General features: G+C 73.2%; 24 protein-coding genes. 11 read left to right on the top strand and 13 right to left on the bottom strand.

From position 1 onward, the window contains the following. Positions 1-501: 501 nt before the first annotated feature. The 3 genes from L2C96_RS36935 to L2C96_RS36925 all read right to left on the bottom strand — a co-directional run bounded on the left by L2C96_RS36935 (position 502) and on the right by L2C96_RS36925 (position 2,934). Positions 502-846, bottom strand: coding sequence for a hypothetical protein (locus tag L2C96_RS36935; protein ID WP_237339491.1), 345 nt, complete (start codon positions 844-846; stop codon positions 502-504). 247 nt (positions 847-1,093) lie between these two features. Next, positions 1,094-1,858, bottom strand: a complete 765-nt coding sequence (locus tag L2C96_RS36930) for a LytR/AlgR family response regulator transcription factor (RefSeq protein ID WP_237339490.1) — start codon at positions 1,856-1,858, stop codon at positions 1,094-1,096. Further along, positions 1,855-2,934 carry a sensor histidine kinase gene (locus L2C96_RS36925; RefSeq protein WP_272883785.1) on the bottom strand — a complete coding sequence of 360 codons (1,080 nt, stop codon included), beginning with the start codon at positions 2,932-2,934 and terminating at the stop codon, positions 1,855-1,857. Before L2C96_RS36925 ends, L2C96_RS36930 begins: the two co-directional genes overlap by 4 nt. A 227-nt stretch (positions 2,935-3,161) precedes the next feature. On the opposite strand from L2C96_RS36925, the gene L2C96_RS36920 reads away from it, so the two are divergent. Further along, entirely contained in the window at positions 3,162-3,665 is a 504-nt protein-coding gene (locus L2C96_RS36920) for a TetR family transcriptional regulator (RefSeq protein ID WP_237339489.1), read from the top strand. Further along, entirely contained in the window at positions 3,662-4,489 is an 828-nt protein-coding gene (locus L2C96_RS36915; protein WP_237339488.1) for an SAM-dependent methyltransferase, read from the top strand. The genes L2C96_RS36920 and L2C96_RS36915 overlap by 4 nt, the downstream gene beginning before the upstream one ends. Here the strand turns inward: L2C96_RS36915 and L2C96_RS36910 are convergent. The 4 genes from L2C96_RS36910 to L2C96_RS36895 all read right to left on the bottom strand — a co-directional run bounded on the left by L2C96_RS36910 (position 4,486) and on the right by L2C96_RS36895 (position 7,638). Next, positions 4,486-5,592, bottom strand: a complete 1,107-nt coding sequence (locus tag L2C96_RS36910) for a hypothetical protein (RefSeq protein WP_237339487.1) — start codon at positions 5,590-5,592, stop codon at positions 4,486-4,488. The genes L2C96_RS36915 and L2C96_RS36910 overlap by 4 nt on opposite strands. A gap of 63 nt (positions 5,593-5,655) precedes the next feature. Next, entirely contained in the window at positions 5,656-6,021 is a 366-nt protein-coding gene (locus L2C96_RS36905; RefSeq protein ID WP_157358742.1) for a hypothetical protein, read from the bottom strand. 35 nt (positions 6,022-6,056) lie between these two features. Next, positions 6,057-7,241, bottom strand: a complete 1,185-nt coding sequence (locus L2C96_RS36900) for an MFS transporter (RefSeq protein ID WP_237339486.1) — start codon at positions 7,239-7,241, stop codon at positions 6,057-6,059. A gap of 49 nt (positions 7,242-7,290) precedes the next feature. Then, positions 7,291-7,638 carry a winged helix-turn-helix transcriptional regulator gene (locus tag L2C96_RS36895; protein WP_027936319.1) on the bottom strand — a complete coding sequence of 116 codons (348 nt, stop codon included), beginning with the start codon at positions 7,636-7,638 and terminating at the stop codon, positions 7,291-7,293. Positions 7,639-7,709: 71 nt separating this feature from the next. Here L2C96_RS36895 and L2C96_RS36890 point away from each other — a divergent pair, with 71 nt between their 5' ends. Next, positions 7,710-8,711 (top strand): zinc-binding alcohol dehydrogenase family protein, encoded by a 1,002-nt coding sequence (locus L2C96_RS36890; RefSeq protein ID WP_237339485.1) that lies wholly within the window; start codon positions 7,710-7,712, stop codon positions 8,709-8,711. 18 nt (positions 8,712-8,729) lie between these two features. After that, positions 8,730-9,269, top strand: coding sequence for a riboflavin biosynthesis intermediates N-glycosidase (gene ybiA / locus L2C96_RS36885; protein ID WP_237339484.1), 540 nt, complete (start codon positions 8,730-8,732; stop codon positions 9,267-9,269). A 94-nt stretch (positions 9,270-9,363) separates the two neighbouring features. Here ybiA and L2C96_RS36880 read toward each other — a convergent pair whose 3' ends face one another. From L2C96_RS36880 to L2C96_RS36855, 6 genes are read right to left on the bottom strand one after another with little or no spacing between them, the layout of a single operon-like run. Then, complete coding sequence (locus L2C96_RS36880) at positions 9,364-10,503, bottom strand: alpha/beta hydrolase family protein (RefSeq protein ID WP_237339483.1); 1,140 nt, start codon at positions 10,501-10,503, stop codon at positions 9,364-9,366. Further along, positions 10,503-11,243: an SDR family NAD(P)-dependent oxidoreductase gene (locus L2C96_RS36875; protein WP_237339482.1), complete on the bottom strand. Its 741-nt coding sequence runs from the start codon at positions 11,241-11,243 to the stop codon at positions 10,503-10,505. Before L2C96_RS36875 ends, L2C96_RS36880 begins: the two co-directional genes overlap by 1 nt. Continuing rightward, positions 11,240-12,190: a fumarylacetoacetate hydrolase family protein gene (locus L2C96_RS36870; RefSeq protein WP_237339481.1), complete on the bottom strand. Its 951-nt coding sequence runs from the start codon at positions 12,188-12,190 to the stop codon at positions 11,240-11,242. Before L2C96_RS36870 ends, L2C96_RS36875 begins: the two co-directional genes overlap by 4 nt. Positions 12,191-12,200: 10 nt before the next feature. Next, positions 12,201-13,139: a VOC family protein gene (locus tag L2C96_RS36865; protein WP_020421195.1), complete on the bottom strand. Its 939-nt coding sequence runs from the start codon at positions 13,137-13,139 to the stop codon at positions 12,201-12,203. A 13-nt stretch (positions 13,140-13,152) separates the two neighbouring features. Continuing rightward, positions 13,153-14,274 (bottom strand): FAD-dependent oxidoreductase, encoded by a 1,122-nt coding sequence (locus L2C96_RS36860; protein ID WP_237339480.1) that lies wholly within the window; start codon positions 14,272-14,274, stop codon positions 13,153-13,155. An 8-nt stretch (positions 14,275-14,282) separates the two neighbouring features. Further along, positions 14,283-15,248: a cyclase family protein gene (locus tag L2C96_RS36855; RefSeq protein ID WP_237339479.1), complete on the bottom strand. Its 966-nt coding sequence runs from the start codon at positions 15,246-15,248 to the stop codon at positions 14,283-14,285. Between the two features lie 107 nt (positions 15,249-15,355). Here L2C96_RS36855 and L2C96_RS36850 point away from each other — a divergent pair, with 107 nt between their 5' ends. The 7 genes from L2C96_RS36850 (at position 15,356) to L2C96_RS36820 (ending at position 22,024) form a co-directional block, all read left to right on the top strand. Then, positions 15,356-16,273: a LysR family transcriptional regulator gene (locus L2C96_RS36850; RefSeq protein WP_237339478.1), complete on the top strand. Its 918-nt coding sequence runs from the start codon at positions 15,356-15,358 to the stop codon at positions 16,271-16,273. Between the two features lie 14 nt (positions 16,274-16,287). Continuing rightward, positions 16,288-16,770, top strand: a complete 483-nt coding sequence (locus tag L2C96_RS36845; RefSeq protein ID WP_237339477.1) for a DUF3237 domain-containing protein — start codon at positions 16,288-16,290, stop codon at positions 16,768-16,770. 57 nt (positions 16,771-16,827) lie between these two features. Further along, entirely contained in the window at positions 16,828-17,169 is a 342-nt protein-coding gene (locus L2C96_RS36840) for a hypothetical protein (RefSeq protein ID WP_237339476.1), read from the top strand. 77 nt (positions 17,170-17,246) lie between these two features. Then, positions 17,247-18,698, top strand: coding sequence for a CYTH and CHAD domain-containing protein (locus L2C96_RS36835; RefSeq protein ID WP_237339475.1), 1,452 nt, complete (start codon positions 17,247-17,249; stop codon positions 18,696-18,698). An 18-nt stretch (positions 18,699-18,716) separates the two neighbouring features. Further along, positions 18,717-19,130, top strand: coding sequence for an MmcQ/YjbR family DNA-binding protein (locus L2C96_RS36830; protein WP_237339474.1), 414 nt, complete (start codon positions 18,717-18,719; stop codon positions 19,128-19,130). 7 nt (positions 19,131-19,137) lie between these two features. Continuing rightward, positions 19,138-20,748 carry a LuxR C-terminal-related transcriptional regulator gene (locus tag L2C96_RS36825; protein ID WP_237339473.1) on the top strand — a complete coding sequence of 537 codons (1,611 nt, stop codon included), beginning with the start codon at positions 19,138-19,140 and terminating at the stop codon, positions 20,746-20,748. Between the two features lie 106 nt (positions 20,749-20,854). Continuing rightward, entirely contained in the window at positions 20,855-22,024 is a 1,170-nt protein-coding gene (locus tag L2C96_RS36820; protein WP_237339472.1) for a flavin-containing monooxygenase, read from the top strand. The last annotated feature ends 41 nt before the right edge of the window (positions 22,025-22,065 follow it).

The following is a 22,065-nucleotide window of genomic DNA, read 5'->3' as shown; positions in this document are numbered from 1 at the left end:
TGGGCGTGCTGGGCGGCGGGGTGCGGGGCGAGTGCGGAGTGGCTGTTCATCTGCGCTGCTCGGTTTGTTCGGTGCGGGGCCAGTGCGCGGGAGTGGCGGGCAGCGGGGTTCGGGGCGGTGGCGAGGGAATCGAGCATCAGGGCTGCTCGGTTTGTCCGGCGCGGGGCCAGTGCGCGGGAGTGGCGGGCAGCGGGGTTCGGGGCGGTGGCGAGGGGATCGATCATCAGGGCCGCTCGGATTGTTCGGCGCGGGGCCAGCGGGCGGGAGTGGCGGGCAGCGGGGTTCGGGGCGGCCGCGGGGAAATCGATCATCAGAGCTGCTCGGTTCGTTCGGCGCGGGACAGGTGCCCGGGGGTGCTGGCCGCGAAGTGGCTGACCGTCAGCGCCGCTCGGTTTGTTCGCTGCGGGGGCAGTGCTCGGGCGTGCTGGGCGGGTGCGCGGTGGCCCGCCATCAGCGCTGTTTGGCTTGTTCGGCGTGAGGCGGGTGCGGAGCGGCCGGCCATCAACGTTTCTCGGCTCGTTCGGCGCGGCGCAGGTGCCAGTGCCCGAGCCCGATGAGCAGCGGGTACGGCACCACCGCCAGCACCAGCCAGGAAACCGGCACCCCCGCCAGGCGGGCGTGGTCGAGCGCGGGCCAGACCGCGAACAGGACCGGCAGCCCCGCGAGGATCGCGAAGAGCAGCAGCAGCGCGGCGACCGCCCGGCGGCGTTGCCTGCGGTAGTTCTGCAAGGCGCGCTCGGCGTCGGCCGCTTCGAGCCGCGGCGGGCGCCAGCGTCCGCGCTGCCTACGACGCGCATGGGCGAGCCGGGTCTGCGGACTCATCACCGCGACGCGGCGGTTGGGCATTCAGCACCTCCCCACGGGGTAGCGGCCAGTACCCCGGCCTTGCACCTGTGTTGTGAGGGCATCTGGGAACCGTGCCAGGGGCGCGCGGCAGCCGCCGGGCACCTGCCCGGTCGCCGATTGGAGGGCTCCGCCGGGCCGCGGGTGTTGCGGGGCGCGGAGATGCCGCCGCGCTGCGGGCGCCCCCGGCGTCGCGGCGGTCCCGGGATCCACCCCGCGCGACCCGGGAGCACCCGCCAAGCGTTCACCATCACCGCCCCCGCTGGTTCAGCTCGCTGCGCTGCGCCGCGTGCAACAGGCGTTCCCGCAGCTCGCGGGCGTGCCGCCGGCTCACCGGGACGTCCCCGGCCGCCGTGTGCGCCAGCAGCCCGCCCACGGAGTCGCTCCGCAGCTCGCGCACCGCGTCCAGCGCCACCAGGTAACCGCGGTGCACCCGCACGAACCCGCTGCCCTCCCAGTACTCCGCGAGCCGCGAGATCGGCATCCGCACCACGTGCACGCCGCCGCGGGTGTGCAGCTTGACGTAGTCGCCCTGCGCCTCGACGAACAGCACCTCGCTGCGCCGCACGTACCGCGTCCGCCCCCGCGACTCGACCGGCAGCGCGGCGAGCGCGTCGGCCAGTCCGGGCGACCTCGGCGCGCCCGCGGGCAGCATCCGCAGCACCTTCCCCAGGGCAGCCGACAATCGCTCCGCGCGCACCGGTTTCAGCAGGTAGTCCACCGCGCCGATGCCGTACGCCGTCACCGCGTGCCCGTCGTGCGCCGTCACGAACACGATCACCGGCGGTTCGCTCAGCTTCGCCAGCAGGCCGGCCAGCTCCAGCCCGTCCAGGCCGGGCATCGAGATGTCCAGGAACACCGCGTCGAACCGCTCGCTCTGGATCATCCGCAGCGCGGTCAGCGCGTCACCGGCGCCGGTCACCTCCGCCACCTCGGGCGCCTCCCGCAGCAGCTGGCAGATGTCCTCCAGCGCGGGCGGCACGTCGTCCACCGCGAGCACGCGCAACCCGGTCACGGCAGGACCACCCCGGGCTGGAACATCGGCACCCGCACCACGACGCGGGTGCCCGCGCCCGGCGCGGTCTCCACGACCAGGCCGTACCAGGGGCCGTACACGCTGCGCAGCCGCCGGTCGACGTTGGCCAGCCCGACGCGCTCGCCGTCGCCGGAGAGCACCGCTTCGGCGTCCGCGGGCGGCATGCCGACGCCGTCGTCCTCCACGCTGATCACGCAGTCGTTCCCTTCCGCCTCGCCGCGCACCGAGACCGTGCCGGGCCTGCCGAGCGGCTCGATCCCGTGCCGGATGGCATTTTCGACCAGCGGCTGCAGCACCAGGTACGGCACCGGCACGGCGAGCACGTCCGGCGCGACGCGGATCTGCACGCGCAGCCGGTCGCCGAGGACGGCTCGTTGCAGCGCGAGGTAGGTCTCGATGGCGTGGAACTCGTCCGCGAGCGCGGTGTACTCGCCGTGCCTGGCGAGACTGTGCCGGATGTAGTCGGCGAAGTCGAGCATCAGTTCGCGGGAGCGGTCGGGGTCGGAGCGCACCAGCGACGCGATGACGGTGAGCGCGTTGTAGACGAAGTGCGGGGAGATCTCCGCGCGCAGCGCCCGCAGTTCCGACTGGGCCGCCAGCTCCGCGGAGGCCTCCAGCCTGCCCCGTTCCAGCGCGGCGGCGACCAGCCGGGCCACCTCCTGCACGGCCTTGCGCGGCGCCTCGCCGTCGACGACGAGCACCCCGGCGAGCTCGCCGTCGACGTCGAGGGGCACCGCTCGCAGCGGCGCCTTCCCGGCGGGGGTCTCGCTGTGCAGGACGGCGGAGACGAGTTCGCGGGCCGCGTTCTCGTCGGAGGGGTGACCGGCCCAGGTGGTCGCGCCGGAGAGGTCGGCCAGCCCGGCCGCGGGCACGCCGAGCAGCGCCCGGACGCCCTTCGCCGCCGCACGGGCGCCCGGCCCGGACAGCCCGTCGGCGAGGTGCCCGGCGACGCGCCGTGCGGTGGCGAGGACGTCGGCGGCGTCCGGGGCGCGCCGGGCACGCCACAGGGCACGCCCGCCCGCCGGCTCCTCCTCGGCGACCACCAGTCCTCCCATCGACCACGATGAGTGCCGGTCGATAGTACGGGGCGGACCTGCCCCGCACGGGGGTTGGCGGTGGCGGTGCTCCTGGTATAGAAAGAGGTGAGCCCGTCCCCGCGATCATGGGGTGTGGCAGCCGTGACCCCTCGCCGAACGGGATCCTGCTGTGCCGGGCTTCGTCCACCCCCTCCGCGACCGCCCCCACCTGGGACCGCTCCGGCCGCACGCGATCGAGGGCCGGGATGACGACGCCCATCCGTGAGCGCGCGCCGATCACGCGTTCGGTCGTCGTGTCCGCCGCCCTGGAACTGACCCGCAGGCAGGGCCTGTCCGGCTGGACGATGCGGAACCTGGCTGCCGCGGTCGGCGCGCGCACCAACGTGATCCGGTACCACGTCGGCAACCGGGCGGACGTCGAGGCGGCCGTCGTCGCGGACGTGTGCGCCGGGATCAGCCTCCCCGCGCACGGCGAGTGGGCGGGCTGGATCCGCGCGCTCGCCTGCCGGATGCACGCGGTCTTCGACCGGTACCCGGGCGTCGGTGCGGTGGCGGCCACCGGAACCGGCCCGGCCGCTCCGCTGCTGGAGGCCGTCGCGGCGCGCCTCGCCGACGCCGGCTTCGGCGCGGAGAGCGGGCTGGCGGCCCGTGCGGTACTGGTGGAGATCTGCATGTCCCGAGGGGCGGGGCTGGACCTGCTGATCGCCGGGCTCACCGCCCGGCTGGCCGGACTGGGAGGTGACCGGTGACGTACGGGCCACGGTGCACGACGGATCGCGCGACCTGCGGCGGCGTCTACGACATCCACCTCGGCGGCAGCGGCTACACCCGCCACGACCGCGAAGCGGCGCGCCGGATGGTCGCCGAGTTCCCCGCCGGGCAGCGGGACGTGCCGGAACGGGCGGCCCGGTTCAACCGCCAGTTCCTGGTGCGGTCCGTCGGCTACGCCCTCGACCAGGGGATCCGGCAGTTCCTCGACCTCGGCTGCGGGTTCCCGCGGTGGGGCAACGTGCACGAGGTCGCGCAGCCCCGCCACCCGGACGCCCGCGTCGTCTACGTCGACTACGAGCTGGGGCCGGTGGAGGAGTACCGGAAGCTGTTGTCCGGCAACGGGAAAACGCACGTCCTGCACGCCGACCTGCGTGAGCCGGAACGCGTGCTGGCCCAGGCCGCGGAGCGGCTGGACCTGGGCGAGCCGGTGTGGCTCGGGATGCTGTGCGTGCTGTCGTTCGTCCGCCTCTGCCACGGCGAGGACCTCTACGACGTCGTGCGCCAGTACACCGACCGGCTGGCCCCCGGCAGCTGCTTCACCCTGTCCATCGGGTGCGGCGAGGACATGCCCGCCGAGTCGCTGCCGCCGTTCTACCTGCTCTCCGAGGTCTACGAACGCGAACTGGGCACGCCGTACGTGCTGCGCAACGTGTCCCAGGTCGAGCGGTTCTTCGACGGGTTGTCCCTGGTCACGCCGGTGACCTACCTGACGGACTGCCTCGCCGAACCGGGACGGCAGGTCAGCTACACCGACTGGGCCAAACGCGCGATGCGTGGCGCGGTCGCGCGGGTGCCGGGTTAGACCGCGGCGAGACGGCACACCACGTGCCGCGCCGGGCCGTCGCTCGCGGCGCCGCCGACCGCGATCACGTCGAACTCCCGCCACACCTCCGCGGACAGCGTCGCCAGCCGCAGGCGTTGCGGGCCCACCACGTGGTCCGGGTCCGCGGCCGCGGCGTTGAGCAGTTTCGACATGGCCGGGACGTCGAACGGGTGCACCAGCTTGCGGATGTGGTGGTCCGACGGCACCGCGAGGTTGAGCGCGTCGAACAGGGCGTTGGCCGATTCCAGTTCCTCCAGCACGCGGTCGACCACGACCACCGGATCCCGCGACGCCAGGAGCAGCGCGCGGACCAGCGGCCCGGGCGCCGGGACGGGGACGTTCTCGCGCGCCCCGGCGTCCCGCGTGACCAGGCCGCGGAACCAGCCCGGGCGGTCCGGATCCGCCCGGCCGGCGAGCCGCAGCGCGACCGGTTCGCCGGACGCGCGGTGCTGGGCCTTGTAGCTGCACAGGTACAGTTCGCCGGCGCGGTCGCGCAGCAGCGCGTCGCGGAACTCCCGGACCGCGGGCCGCCAGGAGTCCATCACCAGGTTGTTCAGGTAGTACGTGCCGTCCCACCAGCGGCCGTGCGGGAAGCGGGGCTGGGCGTCCGCGGGGGCGGAGCGGTCCTCCGGCGGCGCCAGCCCGTACAGCTCGAAGGTCTCGTCGTTCCACGCGACGACGTTGCGGTGGTCGGTGCCACCCTCGGTGATGCGCCATTCCCAGCTGCCCACGACCGGCGGGGGGTGGTCGGCCCAGTCGGCGGAGGCCTCGATGTAGCAGGCGAGCGCGCCGACGACCGCGGCGGAGACGGGCGCCCGGACCGGCCGGACGCGGACCTGCCACTCGCGGCCCGCGTAGGCGACGCGTGCGGCGTCGGCGGGGCGGCCCGTCCGGACGGCCTGGTCCAGCCGCTGCCGCAGCAGGTACTGGGCGACGCGGTGGTCGAGCGCGTTGCGCGGCGCGACCCCGTGGTAGCTCGCGTTCCCCATCGCGAGCAGGAGACCCACCTTCGGCCCGTGCCGGGCGTCGACGAGGATCCACTGCGCGTGCGCCGGATCCTGCTGGTGGCGAGCGGGCCTCATGGCCTGGACGCTACCCGCGGTCACGCCGCCCGGCCAGTGGCCGGGCGAGCGCGCCGTCCGTCCTCATCGGACCACGTAGAACGTCTTCGTGTAGGTGTTTTCCGGGCAGGTGATCGACACGGTGTGCGCGCCCCGCTTCGCCTTCGGCGACACCGTCGCCGACCAGTGCGTCGGCTCGCCGGTGGGCGTGAAGTTCAGCAGCACGTCGGACTCGGGGAGCGCCACCGCGTTGAGGCAGTTGGCTTCCACGTCCACCACGTCCCCGCGGTGGACCACCTCCGGCACCACGTTCACCCACCCGCACGAGCCGGTCGAGCCGGGGTTCGGGTCGCAGTCCACCGGCGCCGCCGCGTTCGCGGCAGGTGCCGCGAACAATGCCAGCCCGATCGCCCCGGCCGCCGTACCCATGAGAATTCCCTTGATGCGCATGCCCTTTCCTCCCTTTCGTGGGCCTACGCACCTCCTCACGCGGCGGGAGAATCCGAGGTTGCCCGCCCGCGCAGGAAAACCAGGACCACGGAAACCACCAGGCCGAGGGCGCCGGCGAGGACGAAGGTGTTGCCGAGGCCCACGCCGTCGACCACCGGCTGCGCCAGCAGCGGCGAGGCGAACTGGCCGAGGAACAACGCGGACGTCAGCATCCCGAGCGCGCGGGTGCGGGCCGCGGGGTCGACCGAGGCGACCACCCACCCGTTCATCACCGGATTTTGCAGGCCGATGCCGACGCCCGTGACGAGCATGCCGAGTGCCGCCATCCAGATGCCGCCCGCGAGGCCGAGCACGACCAACCCGGCCGCGTAGGCGGCGAAGAGCACGGCGGCGAGGACGCGGAAGTCCCACCGGGCGCGCAGCCGCCGGAAGTTCAGGCCGACCAGCGTCATGACGAGGTTCAGCGCGGCCATCAGCACGCCGACGACGACCGGGCCGGCGCCGGTGACCGCGCCCAGCCAGAACGGCGCCTGCGTGGGCACCGTGTAGAAGACGACCACGCCGAGGAACATCAGGGCGTACAGGCCGAACAACCGCGGTGTCCGTTGTGGACCGCCGGGCGCGGGCGGGGATTTCGGCGCCTCGGGCACGAACCGCAGGACCAGCACGACCATCGGCACCGCCAGCAGGTACACCGCGAACGGCCCGCGCCAGCTCAGGTCGGCCAGCACCCCGCCGAGCAGCAGCGCGACGACGCCGCCGAAGCCCATCGCGGCGCCCTGCAGCCCCAGCACCCGGCCGTGCTCGGTGGCCGGGTAGTGGTCGGCCAGCAGCGCCGTCGAGGTGACCATGATGGCCGCGATGCCGACGCCGAGCAGGGCGCGGCCGGCCAGCAGCCCGGGCAGCCAGTCGAGCACCAGGCCCGACCCGCCGCCGACGACGTAGAGCGCCAGCCCGGCGGTGAGCACCCGGACCCGCCCGGCGCGGCCGCTCAGCCGGGCGAGCACCGGCGCGGCGAGCATGATCGCGAGCCCGGGGAGGGTGAGGACGAGGCGGACCAGCAGCGCGGCGTTCGGGGTGGCCGCGAAGTGCTGTTCCATGCCCGGCAGCGCCGGGGTGATGGTGGCGCTGGCCATGATCGTCATCGTGCTGACGCCGAGCAGCGTGAGAAGGAGTGTCCTGGGTGGCATCCGCACCGCGGTCGCCGTCGCATCCGTCATGGTCACGACGTTAGAAGTTCGAGCTAACTCGAGGTCAAGCGCGCTTTTCTCAGGCGGGCTGCGGAAAGCGGTCGATGTTGTCCTCCACCCAGGTGCGCAGCGCGGCCAGCGGGACGGCCGCGTCGGCGCCGAGCGGGGTCAGCCGGTACTCCACCCGCAGCGGCACGTCCGGGAACACCTCGCGCTCGATCAGCGCGTGCGACTCGAGCTTGCGCAGCGTCTGGGTCAGCACCTTCGGGCTGATGCCCTGCAGCCGCGCCCGCAGCGCGCCGAACCGCTGTGGGCCGCCCTCCAGCGCGCCCAGCACGAGCGCGCTCCACTTGTTCGCCAGCAGGTCGAGCATGTCCCGGCACGGGCACGCGGCGGCGTAGACGTCCTTCGGACCACAGGTCTGCACGCTGCGATGGTACCCGATGGGAACTTGTACGCCTTGCAGGTAACTACTACCTTCCTACTACCGTCACCGGTATGACGACCATGCGCGCGGTTGCCTACCGCAAGTCCCTGCCCATTACCGATCCCGCCGCATTCGAGGACGTCGAACTGCCGGTCCCGGAGCCGGGGCCGCACGACCTCCTGGTGCGCGTCGAGGCGGTGTCGGTCAACCCCGTCGACACGAAGGTGCGTGCCGGCTCCGACCCGGGCGGCGAGCCGCGGGTGCTCGGCTTCGACGCGGCCGGCGTGGTGACCGCGACCGGCGCCGAGGTGACCCTCTTCCAGCCCGGTGACGAGGTCTACTACGCGGGCACGATCGACCGGCCGGGCACGAACGCCGAGTACCACGTCGTCGACGAGCGCATCGTGGGCCCGAAGCCGCGGAGCCTGTCGTTCGCGCAGGCCGCGGCGCTGCCGCTGACCACCATCACCGCGTACGAGACGCTGCACGACCGGTTCCGGGTCGGCCCGGACAGCACCGGCACGCTGCTGGTCCTCGCCGGCGCGGGCGGGGTCGGGTCGATCCTGATCCAGCTGGCGCGGGCGCTGACCGGGCTGACCGTGGTGGCGACCGCGTCCCGGCCGGAGTCGCGGGAGTGGGCGCGCTCGATGGGCGCCCACCACGTGGCCGACCACCGGGACCTGGTCGCGAGCGTGCGGGAGGTGGCGCCGGACGGCGTGGACTACGTGTTCTCGCCGAACACCGCCGGCCGGATCGAGGAGTTCGCCGAGCTGCTGCGGCCGGGTGGCGCGATCACCGCGATCGACGAGCCGCCGGGGCTGGAGTTGTTGCCGCTCAAGGGGAAGAGCATCAGCTTCCACTGGGAGCTCATGTTCACCCGGCCGCTGCACGGCTGGGACCTGATCGCCCAGCACAACCTGCTCGCGCACGTCGCCGAACTGGTCGACGCGGGTACCGTCCGGACCACGCTGACGACCGAGCTGAAGCCGATCAACGCTTCGACGGTGCGGCAGGCGCACGAGCTGACGGAGACCGGGCGGACCGTCGGAAAGACGGTGATCTCCGGCTTCTGATCGGCGATACTGCCGGTTGTGCGAGCGGAGTTGATCGAACGGGTGCGGCGGGGCGAGCGGGTGGAGTACCTGTTCTTCTGGGGCCACCGGCCGGAGCCGAACGGCAGTGCGGGGCGCGGGTGCCTGAGCCAGTGGTGGCCGGCGCCGTTCACCGTGGACGGGCGCGAGTTCGACACGGCGGAGCACTACATGATGTGGCGCAAGGCGCAGCTGTTCGGCGACGCGGCGGTGGCCGATGAGGTGCTGCGCGCCCTGCACCCCGGGCGGGCGAAGGAGCTGGGCCGCCAGGTGGCGGGCTTCGAGCCGGCCCGCTGGGAGGCGTCCGGGTACGACATCGTGGTCGCCGGATCGGTCGCGAAGTTCGGCCAGAACCCGGAGCTGGGGCGGTTCTTGTTGGGCACGGGTTCGCGGGTGCTGGTGGAGGCCAGCCCGGTGGATGCGATCTGGGGTATCGGCGTCGCGGCGGACGATCCGCGCGCCGGGGAGCCGGAGCGGTGGCCGGGGCTGAACCTGCTGGGCTTCGCGCTGATGGACGCGCGGGCGCGGTTGGCCGGTTGACCGGGTGCGGGTCGCGCGGCCCGGCGGTGGACGCACGGGCGCGCCTTTCCGCTCGGTGGTGTCCCCGCCCTGAGGCGGGGACACCACCATTCGGTCAGCGACCCTCGAACACGTCCGCCACCCAGTCGGCCACGTAGCTGCTCACGTGGGGCAGGTGGTCCAGCCCGATGTGCTCCGTCGCGCCCTCGGCGGCGCTGAAGATCCGCAGGTCGCGCCGGGGGCTGGCGGTGGCCTGCTCGTACGACCGGTGCGCATACGCCAGCGGGATCTGCCGGTCGTTCTCGCCGTGGCAGATGAGGAACGGGACGTCGATCTTCTCCACCACGCCGTCCAGGTTGACGGCGTCCGCGAAGTCGATGAACTCCGTCAGGTCGTCGTGGCCCCACACCCACAGCACGTGCTCCCAGTAGTGCGGCACCGGCCGCTCACCCTCGCGCTCCAGCCGCCGCCGCTGGACGGCTCCCCAGTCGTGGTTCGCGCCCCACGCCACCACCAGCGCGAGCCGCTTCTCGAAGGCGGCGGCGCGGGGCGCGTAGTAGCCGCCCAGCGACCAGCCCACCAGGCCGATCCGCGAAGAGTCCACATCGGACCTCCCGGCCAGGTAGTCCACGCACGCCGACGCCCACGCCTCGGTGTCCACGCGCGCCGTCAGGCCCTGCAGCCGCAACGCCTCGCCGGAACCGGGGCAGTCCACCATCAGGCACGAGATCCCGCGCGCCGCCAGCTCCTCCCAGTGTCCGGAGGAGTACATGTGCTCCTTGGTCGAGTCCAGCCCGTTCCACATGATCATCACCGGCGCCGGACCGTCGACCGGCGCCGCGCTGAAGTACGCGGGCAGCGTCGTGCCCTCGTACGGGATCTCGACCCGCGACACCCCCGGCGCAAACGCTTTCTCCTGCAACGAAAGCACCCGCCGGTAGGTGTCCAGCCGTCCCGGCGCCGAGGCGCTCTGCATCCGCTCGGCCTGGCACAGGTAGTTCGTCGCCCGCGCGTACAGCTGCCGCGCGGTGCGGGTGTGCCCCGCCGCCTCCGCTTCCTCCGCCTGCCCCACGAGCTGGTCGGTCAGCGCGGTCCACGCCGTCAGGAAGTCGGCCGTCCCGGCGTCCTCACCGCGCTGCGCGGCCTCCTTGATCGGGCGGCACGCGCGGTCGACCTCGTCGATCAGCCCGCCGCTGTTCAGCGTCGCCACGACGCCCAGGTTCCAGACGTAGTTGCCGGGGAAGTACTCGAACATCAGATACCCTTCAGAAGTCTGTCACTGATCGATTTCACGCCACCGTGCGCGGTGAGGCCGCCGTCGACCGGGATCTCCGCGCCCGTGATGAACGACGCCTCGTCCGAGAGCAGGAACACCACCAGCGGCGCGACCTCGTCGACGGTTCCGGTGCGCCCCAGCGGGGTTTCGGCGATGTTCGCGTCCCGGAAGGCCGCCGCGGCGGACGCGGTCATCGGTGTCTCGATGTAGCCGGGGTGCACCGCGTTGACCCGAATCCCGCGCGCGCCCAGCTCCAGGCACGCCGCCCGCGTCAGCCCGCGCAACGACCACTTGCTCGCCGTGTACGCCACCGGGTAGTGCCCGGTCAGCGCCGCCACCGACCCGACCGTCACGATCGACCCGCCCGTGGGCATCAGCGGCAGCACGGCCTGGATCGCCCGCACCACCCCGCCGACGTTCACGTCGTGCACGCGCGCCAGGTCGGCCGGGTCGACCTCGTCCAGCCGCGCCCGCCAGGTGACCCCGGCGTTCGCGACCAGCCCGTCCACCCGATCCAGCCGGGACGCCAGCGCGGCCCAGCCCGCCGAGTCGGTGACGTCGAGCTGCAGGTACTCGACCCCGGGCAACGGCTCCACCGGCGAGGCGCCCAGGTCGACGCCGATCACGCGGGCACCCTCCTCGGCGAGCAGCCGCGCCTCCGCCGCGCCCTGCCCCTGCCCGGCGCCGGTCACGACGACGACCTTGCCGGCGACCCTCATCGCTTGCGCTTCCGCGGCCGGGGCCGCGCGGCCCGCACCGGGGGCAGCTCCACCCCGGCGACGACGGTGTTGCGGATCGTCCCGATGCCCTCGACGGTCATCTCCACGACGTCGCCCGGCGCCAGCGGCGGCAGCTCCCGGCCGCGGCCCCACAGCTCGGCGAGGCAGCCGCCGTTGCCGCAGGTCCCGGAGCCCAGCACGTCCCCGGCCCGGACCCAGGTGCCGCGTGAAGCGTAGGAGACCAGCTCCTCGAACGGCCAGCCCATGTTGGACAGCAGGTCCTGGCCGATCTCCGTGCCGTTCACCGACACCCGCAGGTCGAGCTCCAGGAACCCGTCACCGTCGCGATAGGACTCCAGCTCGTCGGCGGTGACCAGCCACGGGCCGAGCGTCGTCGCGGAGTCCTTGCCCTTCGCCGGGCCGAGCTGCACCTTCATCTCGCGCCGCTGCAGGTCGCGGGCCGACCAGTCGTTCAGCACCGTGTAGCCGAAGATCTCCACCTCGTCCGGCGCCAGCGACGAGCCGTCCCGCCCGACCACGGCTGCGACCTCCAACTCGAAGTCGAACAGCCGTGAGCCCGGCGGCACCGGCACGTCGTCGAACGCGCCGAGCAGCGCGTACGGGTTGGTGAAGTAGAACGTGGGCGCCTCGTACCACTCCGGCACGACCCCGGAGCCGCCGGAGACGCTCGCGACCACACCCTCCACGTGCTCCTCGAACGCGACGAAGTCCCGGACCGTCGGCGCTTCCAACGGCGGCAGCAACCGCACGCGATCCAGCGGCACGGACGGTCCACTCAGGACCGCCGAACCGGCCTCCAGCGCGGCCGGCAGCCCGGACCGCACCAGGCCGAGCACCGTCACGTCCGGCGGCAGCGGGTGGATGCCGTCGCCGTCGACGACACCGGCCCGCACCGCGCCGTCCAGCGAGTAGGTGGCGAAACGCATCAGGACCTCCTCACACCGGCGGGGCGACGAACAGGCCCTTGTCCGGGTCGTTGAACGACTTCTGGGCGACGAACTCGTTCATCGCGTTAGCCGTGCCCCACTGGTCGGACACCTCGGGGTCGCTGAAGTCGTACAGGTGCGGGTGCCAGGTGTCCTCGTCGATCAGCTCCAGCTCGGTGGTGTACTCCATCGTGTTGCCGTGCGGGTCGAGGAAGTAGCTGAACGTGTTGTTGCCTGCCAGGTGGCGGCCGGGGCCCCAGATCTTCTCCACCCCGGCGCGCAGCAGCCGCCCGGTGCCGCGCATGTACTCGTCCAGGCCGCGCATCTCGAACGACACGTGGTGCAGCGACGGGTGCGGGCAGCGGGCGATGGCCATGCTGTGGTGCCACGAGTTCACCCGCATGAACCACATCATCTCGCCCATCCGCGGGTGCATCAGGATGTCGGAGAGCCGGAACCCGAGGTGCTTCTCGTAGAACGCGCGGGTGCCCTCCGGGTCGGCGGAGTTGATCACGACGTGCGACAGCCGCACCGGGATCGACTCGCCCTCCTCGACCTTGCGGTGGGCGCGGACGGCGACGTCGGCGCTGATCTCGATCGTGCGGCCCTCGTTGTCGAAGAACCGGAAGCCGTAACCGCCGCCGGGGGTGTCGATGGCGCCGGGCTCGCTGACCAGCCGCACGCCGGAGGACGCCAGACGCGCGGCGAGGGTGTCCACATCGGAGGGCGTGGCGGCGCCGAACGAGATCAGGTCGATGCGCTTGTCGTCGGCCTGGCGCAGCCGGATCACGTACTGCTCGGGCGATCCCTCGGCGGCCAGGAACGCGATGCCGGAGTCGGTGTGCTCGGTGGTCAGGCCCCACGCTCCGGTGAAGAAGTCCTGCTGCCGGGCCAGGTCCGGCACCGCGAGGTCGACGTGGCGCAGGTGGGTGATGAGTCGGTCGGTCATGGGTCCTCCTGGATCAGGCGGGCTGGGTGACGAGTGCGGCGACGCGGCCCATCAGGCCCGGCACGTCGCCCTGTTCGCGGTCGAGGAGCCACTGGCCGAGCTGGTTGGACGCGTCGACGACGGCCTTGGCCCGCTCGTAGCGGCGGTCGGTGAAGGCCTGCCACAGCGTGTCGTCCAGCGCGTCGGCGGCGAGCAGCAGTTCGGTGAGGACGGCGGCGTCCTCCAGGGCCTGCGCGCCGCCCTGCGCGAGGGTGGGCGGGCAGGAGTGCGCGGCGTCGCCGATGAGAACGACGCGACCCCGATTCCACGGCGGCGGCAGCACGTGGGTCTCGAACCAGGTGTAGTTGACGCGGGACGGGTCGGTCAGCGTCTCCCGGATCTCGTCCCACGGGCCGTGGTAGGCCGCGGCCAGCTCGCGCATCGTGGCGAGCCGCTCGTCCGGGGTGAGCGCGGAGCGGTCCTGCGCGTCCTCGACGACGTAGGCGTAGAGCGAGTTCTCCCCGGTGGGGCAGTAGCCGGCGATGTAGCACGGGCCGCCGTAGAACAGGTCGGTGCGCGTGACGGACGCCGGGCGCGGCCCGAACGCGCGCCAGATGCCCATACCGGTGGCGCGGGTCTCGAGTTCGACGCCGAGCATGCGGCGCACCGACGAGCGGATGCCGTCGGCGCCGACGACCAGGTCGTAGCGCCCGGACGAGCCGTCGGAGAACACCACGCTGCCGTCGGTCTCCAGCTCGGTGACGGTGACGCCGAAGCGGGTCTTCACACCGGTTTCGGCCGCGCGCTCCAGCAGGATCCGCGCCAGTGCCGGGCGCGGCATGCCCATCGTGGCCGGCAGGTCCGGCCCGCCCGTGCGGGCGTCCGGGATCTCCACGAGCAGGGTGCCCGCGGGGTCGGGCGCGCGCAGGCCGAGGCTGTCGAAACCGAACCCCTCGGCGCGCACCCGTTCCCACACGCCCAGGTTCCGCAGCTCCCGCAAAGCGTTGCCCTGCAAGGTGATCCCGGACCCGATGGCGGCGATGTCGGGCTTGAGCTCGACCAGGTCGACGGCGACGCCGTGCGCGGCGAGGCCGATCGCGGTGGCGGTCCCGGCGAGGCCGCTGCCGACCACCAGGACGTTGTTCACGGCTGGCATGGCAACTCCTACTTGACGGCGACGGGTGCGACCGGGGCGCCGACCGCGCCGGTCACCGGGATGGGGTCGGCGGCGAGGAAGAACTCGTACACGCCGTCGGCGGCGCAGTCCGCGGCGAGCGCGTCGAGGTCCCACATCTCGCCGAGGAACAGGCCGATGTGCGGGATGCAGACCTGGTGCAGTGGCTGGAACGCGACGTCGAACTCGTTGGGCCGCACCTCGAAACCCCAGGTGTCGGTGGCGATCCCGGCGATCTCGGTGCCGTGCAGCCAGTCCGCGGTGGTGAAGGACAGGCCGGGCGCGTCGCCACCGGCGTAGTCGCCCCAGCCCTCGCGCCGGGCGCGGGTGAGCCGTCCGGTCCGCACCAGCAGCAGGTCGCCGCGGCCGACGCGTGCGGTCTCGCCCTGTGCGGCGATGGTGTCCTCCAGGTGCTCGACGGTGATCGCGAACCCGTCCGGCAGCTCGCCGTCCTCACCGATCGCGCGCCCGACGTCGAGCAGCACGCCACGGCCGGCGATCCGGCCCGCGGTGGTCTCGATGCCGGTCACCTGGTCGCCCTCGCTGGTCACGACGTCGCCGGCGCGGCGGCCGTTGTAGGCGGTGCCGTGGTCGAAGATGTGGCCGAGCCCGTCCCACTGCGTCGAGGCCTGCAGCGGCATGAACACGACGTCGTCCGCGCCGCCGAGGCCGTGCGGGAAACCCTGGCCGCGTTCGGCGTCCAGGCCGGTGTCGAGCATCGTGTGCACCGGGTTGGTGCGGCGGCGCCAGCCCTTCTGCGGGCCGTCGGCCTCGAACCGCTGCGCGAGCGAGAAGCTCTTGCCCTGCCGGACGAGCGCGGCGCCTTCGCGGCGCTTGGCCTCGTCCAGGAAGTTCAGCGTGCCGAGGACGTCCCCGGCTCCCCAGCGGCCCCAGTTGGAGCACCGCTTGGCCGCGGCGGCGATCGCGCCTTCGGGATCGGTGCGGTCGTGGATCACGTCGGTTCCTCCTTGAGCGACTCGTCCACTGTCGGGCACCGCTGCGGTATCAGGGAAGACGAAATCGGTTATGGGAGGTATCAGCCTGGCTGATGTAGCCTGCGCTGGTGAACCTCGCGAGCCTGGACCTGAACCTGCTGGTTGCGCTGCACGCGCTGCTGCAGGAGCGCAGCGTCACGCGCGCGGCCGAACGGATGGGCCTGAGCCAGCCCGCGGTGTCCGCGCACCTGGGCAAGCTGCGCCGCCACTTCGGCGACGACCTGCTGATCCGGGTCGGCAACTCCTACCGGCTGACTCCGCTGGCGGTGCAGCTCAAGGAACGGGTGCGCGTCGCGATTTCCGGGGTGGAGCGGGTGTTCGCCGCCGAACCGGACTTCGACCCGGCGTCCTCGGCGCGCGAGTTCTCGCTGCTGATCAGCGACTACGGCGTCGCGGTGCTCGGCTCGGAGATCGCCGCGCTGCTCGCCGCGGAGGCGCCCGGCACCCGGTTGCGGCTGACCGCGAACACCCCGTCGCTGGTCGAGCAGGCGGCGCAGGCCCTGGTCAACCACGACCTGCTGCTGATGCCGCACGGGTTCATCACCGACCTGCCCTACCGCGAGCTGTACCTGGACGACTGGGTGTGCCTCGTGTCGCGGGACAACCCGGACGTCGGCGAGGAGCTGACCGTCGAGCAGTTGAAGACGATGCCATGGGTGGTCACCTACCACGGGCCGACGGCGTCCACTCCGGCCGCGCGGCAGATGCGGATGCTCGGCATCGAGCCGAACGTGCAGGTGGTGACGGAGACGTTCCTGACCGTGCCGAGCCTGGTCCGCGGCACCGGCCGGGTCGCGTTGCTGCAGCGCCGGCTCGCCGCCGGGGTGCCCGCCGAGCTGGGGGTGCGCGCGCTGCCGTGCCCGCTGGAGATCGGCCCGCTGCGCGAGGCGATGTGGTGGCACCCGATGTACGACGACGATCCCGAGCACCGGTACCTGCGGGACCTCGTCCTCCGCGCGACGGCTGTTCTCGATCAGAATCCCTGATAGTTTGCCGGGTCATGGCGACCCCGTACGAGCCACCGCGACCCGGTCTGGAGTTCCTCGCCAGGGCGGAGGTGACGCTGGACGAGGTGCTCGACCTGGGCGGCACCCCGCACGGCCGTCGCCGGGTCGTGCCGATCACCGGCGGCCGCGTCGACGGCCCGCGGCTGTCCGCCGACGTCCTGCCCGGCGGCGCGGACTGGCAGATCCTGCAGACCGGCGGCTGGGTGCGCGTCGAGGCGCGCTACACCGCCCGCACCGACGACGGTTCGCTGGTGTCGATCATCAGCCGGGGCGTGCGGCACGGGCCGCCGGAGGTGATGACCGCGTTGCTCGCCGGACAGTGCCCGGACCCGTCCACGTACCGTTTCCGCACCGCGATCACCTTCGAGACGGCCGAGGACTCGCCGGAGCACGCGTGGCTCAACCACGTGGTCGCGGTGGGCTCGGCGCTGCGCCGCCCGGACGCGGTGGTGCTGGACGTGTACGCGATCTGCTGAACGGGCAGGCGGGTTGCGGTAGGCGGGTGGCGTCCGGCGCGACGGGAGGGGGCGCGGTTGGACCGGGAAGCGCTGGCGGAGCTGCTCGACCGGCCGTCCGCGGCTTGCCGCGCCGCGCGGCTCGCTCTGCGGCGGGGCGGGGAGTACCGGGTCTGGGACGAGAGTCCAGTGCCCGCCTACCGATTGGCGAGTACCTACCGGTCACGGCTGCGCAACACCGAGCGGCGTGGCGTCGAGACCTTGGATCTGCGGGACACCGTCGAGGCCCTCGATCAGCTCGGCAACGAGCAGCTGGCGCTCGGGCAGGTCGTTGCTCCCGACGGCGTGTGGGCTTTCGTCTTGTTCCTGCGGCCCGGCTGCGCGGAGCTGATCGCCTGCACCGGCGTCCGCCGGCGGTAGGCGAGGCGCCTGCCAATGGCCGCTCCGCTGGTGCCGCACGCGGGTTTTCGCCGGTCGTCGCCCGGGAACTCCTCGCCATGGGCGCCAAGACGGTCACCGAGCGGGAGCGGAAGTTCGACTTCGACGACGGCCGGCCGGTGCCGCGGCTGGCCGGGGTGGGTCCGGTGGCGGAGCAGGCCCCGCCGAGGGAGTCCCGGCTCGACAACACCTACTACGACACCCGCGACCTCCGCCTGGCCCGCGCCGGCGTGACCCTGCGCCGCCGCACCGGCGGGGACGACGCGGGCTGGCACCTCAAGCGCCCGGCGACCGCCGGGGTCCGCGAGGAGACCCAGCTGCCGCCGGGCGACCAGTTGCCGCCGGAACTCGCCGACGCCGCGCGCGAGTGGACCGGTGGTGCGGACCTCGTCGAGATCGCACGCCTCCGCGTCGACCGCTTCACCCACGACCTCACCGACGCCGACGGGCGGCGGCTGGCCGTGCTGACCGACGACCACGTCCACGGCGAGCGCGCCGGCGACCAGGCGCACCTGGACCACTGGCGCGAACTCGAGGTCGAACTCGACGACGCGGAACCGGAACTCCTCGACACTCTCACCGAAGCCCTCGTCGCGGGCGGGGTGCGGCCCGCGCACTGGCCGTCGAAGCTGCGGCGCCTGCTCGCCGCCGACCTGGCCGCCGACGACGAGCCGGGCAACGCCGGGGAGACCGTCATGACCTACGTGCGCACCCAGGTCGAGGCGATCCGGCGGCACGACGAGGGCGTCCGGCGCGGCGACGACGACGCGGTGCACCAGTTGCGCGTCGCGATGCGGCGGCTGCGGAGCGCGTTGCGCGGTTACCGGCGCCTCTTCGTGCGTGACCGGGCCAAGGCGCTGGCGGACGAACTCAAATGGGCCGGCCGGGTGCTGTCCCCGGCGCGGGACGGTGAGGTCCGCCGCGAAACCCTGCTCGCCGAGCTCGCGAACCTCCCGCGCGAGCCGGAAACCGAGCACGCCCGCCGCACACTCGTGTCCCATTTGGACGAAGCAAGCGAGCGGGACCGGCAGGCGCTGCTCGCCGAACTGACCGGCGAGCGCTACGCCCGGCTGCTGGGCGCGCTCGACGAGTGGGTGGCCGACCCGCCGTTGACGACCGCCGCCGAGTCGGGGCGCCGCGAGCTGCGCAAGGCCCTCCGCCGCGCGAACCGGCGGTTGACGGCCGCGGCGGAGGCGGTGCGCGACGCGCGCGACCCCGACTCCGCCCTGCACGAGGTGCGCAAGAAGGCGAAGGCGGCGCGGTACGCGGCCGATGTGGCGAAACCGTTGCTGGGGAAGCGGGTGCGCTCGTGGCGGCGGGCGGTCAAGGAGGTGCAGAGCGAGCTCGGCGAGTACCACGACCTGGTGAGCGCGGGCGAGCTCCTCCGGCAGCGAACGGGGGATTCGGTGACCGATGCGTTCGTGTTCGGGCGCCTGTACGAGCGCGGCCACGCCCGCCGCGCCGCCCTGCGCGAGAGCTTCGAGCGGCGGAAGCTGCCGGGCGCGCCGTGAGAGCGGTACCGTTCGGCGATGGCGACTGTCGGCGACGTGGCACGGCTGGTTTCCGAGCTGCCGGAGGTGACCGAGGGGGAGCGGCACGGTCACCAGACGTGGTTCGTCGCCGGTAAGGCGTTCGCCTGGGTGCGGCCGTTCAGCAAGGCCGACCTCCGCCGGTTCGGCGACGAGATCCCGCCGGACGGGCCGATACTCGCGATCCGCGTGGACGACCTCGGCGAGAAGGAAGCGGTCCTCGCGGCGAACCCGGACGGCTTCTTCACCATCCCGCACTTCGACGGCTACGCGGCGGTGCTCGTCCAGTTGCGGAAGGTGTCCCGCACCGCGCTGCGCGAAGCGCTCACCGACGGGTGGCTCGCCGTCGCGCCCGCGAAGCTGCGCGGCCGCCTGACCGACGGGCCTGGTGACAAGGACATCGCGGGCGTTTAATGACCCGGTGGACACGCGCGTCCTGCTCGAACGGGCCGGCGCGGCTTACGACCGGCGGGCCTGGGCCGACGCCTGCGACACCCTGGCCGCCGCCGACCGGGAAACCCCGCTCGCGCTGCCGGACCTGGAGCGGCTCGGCGAGCTGGCGCTGTTGCTGGGCCGCCCGGACGAGGCCGCCGACGCGTTCCGCCGCTGCTACGAGCAGCACGTGCACGCCGGCGCGATCGGCCGGGCCGTGCGGTGCGCCTTCTGGCTGCGCGAAGTGTGCGCGTTCCAGGGCGAGTTCTCCCGCGCGCAGGGCTGGATGGCGCGGGCGGCGCGGCTGCTGGCGCACGACCCGGACTGCGCGCAGCGCGGCTACCTGCTGATCGGCGAGGCCGAGCGGCAGACCGGGGACGCCGCGTTCGCCACCGCCGCGGAAGCCGTCGAGCTGGGGAACCGGTGCGGCGACCGGGATCTGGTGACCATCGGGGTGCAGGTCCAGGGCCGCGCCCGGCTCGCGCAGGGCCGCGTCGACGAGGGGCTCGCGCTGCTGGACGAGGCGATGCTCGACATCGCCGCGGGCGCGTGTTCCTCCCAGGTGACCGGGTGGATGTACTGCAGCATGATCGCGGCCTGCCGCGACGTGCACGAGCTGGGCCGCGCCCGCGAGTGGACCGCCGCGGTGAACGCCTGGTGCGACGCGATGCCGCAGTTCACCGGCGCCTACTCCGGCATCTGCCGCGTGCACCGCTCGGAACTGCTGCAGCTCGTCGGCGACTGGCCGGACGCGGTCCGAGAGGCGCGGACGGCGTGCGCGCGGCTGGACCAGCGGTACGGGCACGTGGTCGCGGGCATGGCCTACTACCAGCTCGCCGAGATCCACCGGCTGCGTGGCGAGTTCGCCGACGCCGAGCGCTCGTACCGGCGGGCCGGCGAGAGCGGGTGGGAGGTCCAGCCGGGCCTGGCGCTGCTCCGCCTGGCACAGGGCCGCGCCGACGCGGCGGACGTGTCCCTGCGCCGCGCGCTGGCCGAGGCCGAGGACGACATCAGCCGGTCCCGCCTGCTGCCCGCGCAGGTGGAAGCCGCGATCGGCAACGGCGACCCGGAGTGCGCCCGGGCGGCGGCGGCCGAGCTGACCGCGATCGCAGGCCGGTTCCACACGCCCGCCCTGCGTGCGCTGGCGTCGGGCGCGACCGGCGCGGCGCACCTCGCCGCGGGTGACGAGTCCGCGGCGCTGCCGCCGTTGCGGACCGCGTTGCGGTTGTGGTGCGAACTGGACGCGCCCTACGAGGCGGCGCGGACCCGGTGCCTCGTCGGGCTGGTCTGCCGCGCGCTCGGCGACGAGGACGCCGCCGAGGTGGAGCTGGACGCGGCCGCGGAGGTGTTCGCGCGGCTTGGCGCCGAACCGGACCTGGCCCGCGTGCGCGACGCCCGCCGCGGCGCGTCGCTGCTGAGCCCGCGGGAGACCGAGGTGCTGCGGTTGCTCGCCGCCGGCGCCACCAACCGCGGCATCGCGCGGGAGCTGGTGCTGAGCGAGAAGACCGTGGCGCGGCACGTCAGCAACATCTTCGCCAAGCTCGGGGTGGGTTCACGGACCGCGGCGGCGGCGTACGCGTTCCAGCACCGGATCGGCTGACTGGGCAGAACTACCCATGCCCGGCGGCGGGAATTGGGTCGTTCGCCCGAAGTTCCCATGGCGCGCCGCGGCCTAGCGTCGGTCTCCTCGAAACAGGAGGTGGACGATGAGGTTCGACACGGTGGTCATCGGCGGTGGGCAGGCCGGGCTCTCGGCCGGGTACCACCTGGCCCGCGACGGCAGGCGGTTCGTGATTCTCGACGCGCACGAACGGATCGGCGACTCGTGGCGGCGGCACTGGGATTCGCTGCGGCTGTTCAGCCCGGCGCGCTACGACGGGCTACCCGGGATGCGGTTCCCCGCGCCACCCGGCAGTTTCCCCACGCGGGACGAAATGGCCGACTACCTGGAGGCCTACGCGCGGCGGTTCGACCTGCCGGTGCGCTGCGGCACGCGGGTGGACCGGCTGTCGCAAGAGGACGGAGAGTTCGTGGTGACCGCGGGCGGTGAGCGGTTCGAGGCCGCGAACGTGGTGGTCGCCTCGGGGGTGTGGGGCGTCCCGCGTGTCCCGGCTTTCGCGGGCGAGTTGAGCCCGGAGATCTGCCAGATGCACTCGAGCGAGTACCGGAACCCTTCGCAGCTGCGGCCAGGGCCGGTGCTGGTCGTCGGCGCGAGCCACTCCGGCGCGGACATCGCCTACGAGGTGGCCCGCGAGCACCCGACGATCCTGTCCGGCACGGACACCGGTGAGATCCCGTTCTACTTCGAAAGCCGTGTCGCGTCGGTGGCGTTGCGGGTGCTGTGGTTCGCCGCGACGCGGGTCCTGACCGTGAACCGGTCGGTGGGCCGCAAGCTGCGTGAGGAGGTGCGCGGGCACGGCGGGCCGCTGATCCGGGTCAAGAAGGAGGACCTGCGCAAGGCCGGTGTGGAGCGGGTCGTCGACAAGACGACCGGCGTCCGGGACGGCATGCCCGTGCTGGCGGACGGGCGGGTGCTCGATGTCGCGAACGTGGTGTGGTGCACCGGTTTCCGCCCCGACTACGGCTGGATCGACCTGCCCGTCACCGGCGAGGACGGCTATCCCGAGCAGGAGCGCGGCGTGACGCCGGTGCCCGGCCTGTACTTCGTCGGGTTGCCGTTCCTGCACTCGTTCAGCTCGATGCTGGTGGGCGGAGCGGGCCGCGACGCCGAGTACGTGGTCCGCCACCTGGCCCGGCGCGCGCCCGAGGTGTCCGCGGCGGGCCTGACGACGCTCGGGATGGACCACCAGGCGCACGGAAACCTGACCGAGGCGCGACGGCTGTACCAGCGGGCGCTGCGCACGCTGGACCGGTGACGCGCGGCTGAGGCCCGGCGGGGGCGGCTCATCAAGGGCCG

Source organism: Amycolatopsis tucumanensis (assembly GCF_021654135.1).
In the GTDB taxonomy this organism is placed as follows: domain Bacteria; phylum Actinomycetota; class Actinomycetes; order Mycobacteriales; family Pseudonocardiaceae; genus Amycolatopsis_E; species Amycolatopsis_E tucumanensis.
The sequence above is the reverse complement of the archived record's forward strand: the minus strand, read 5'-3'. Positions and strand labels throughout refer to the sequence as shown.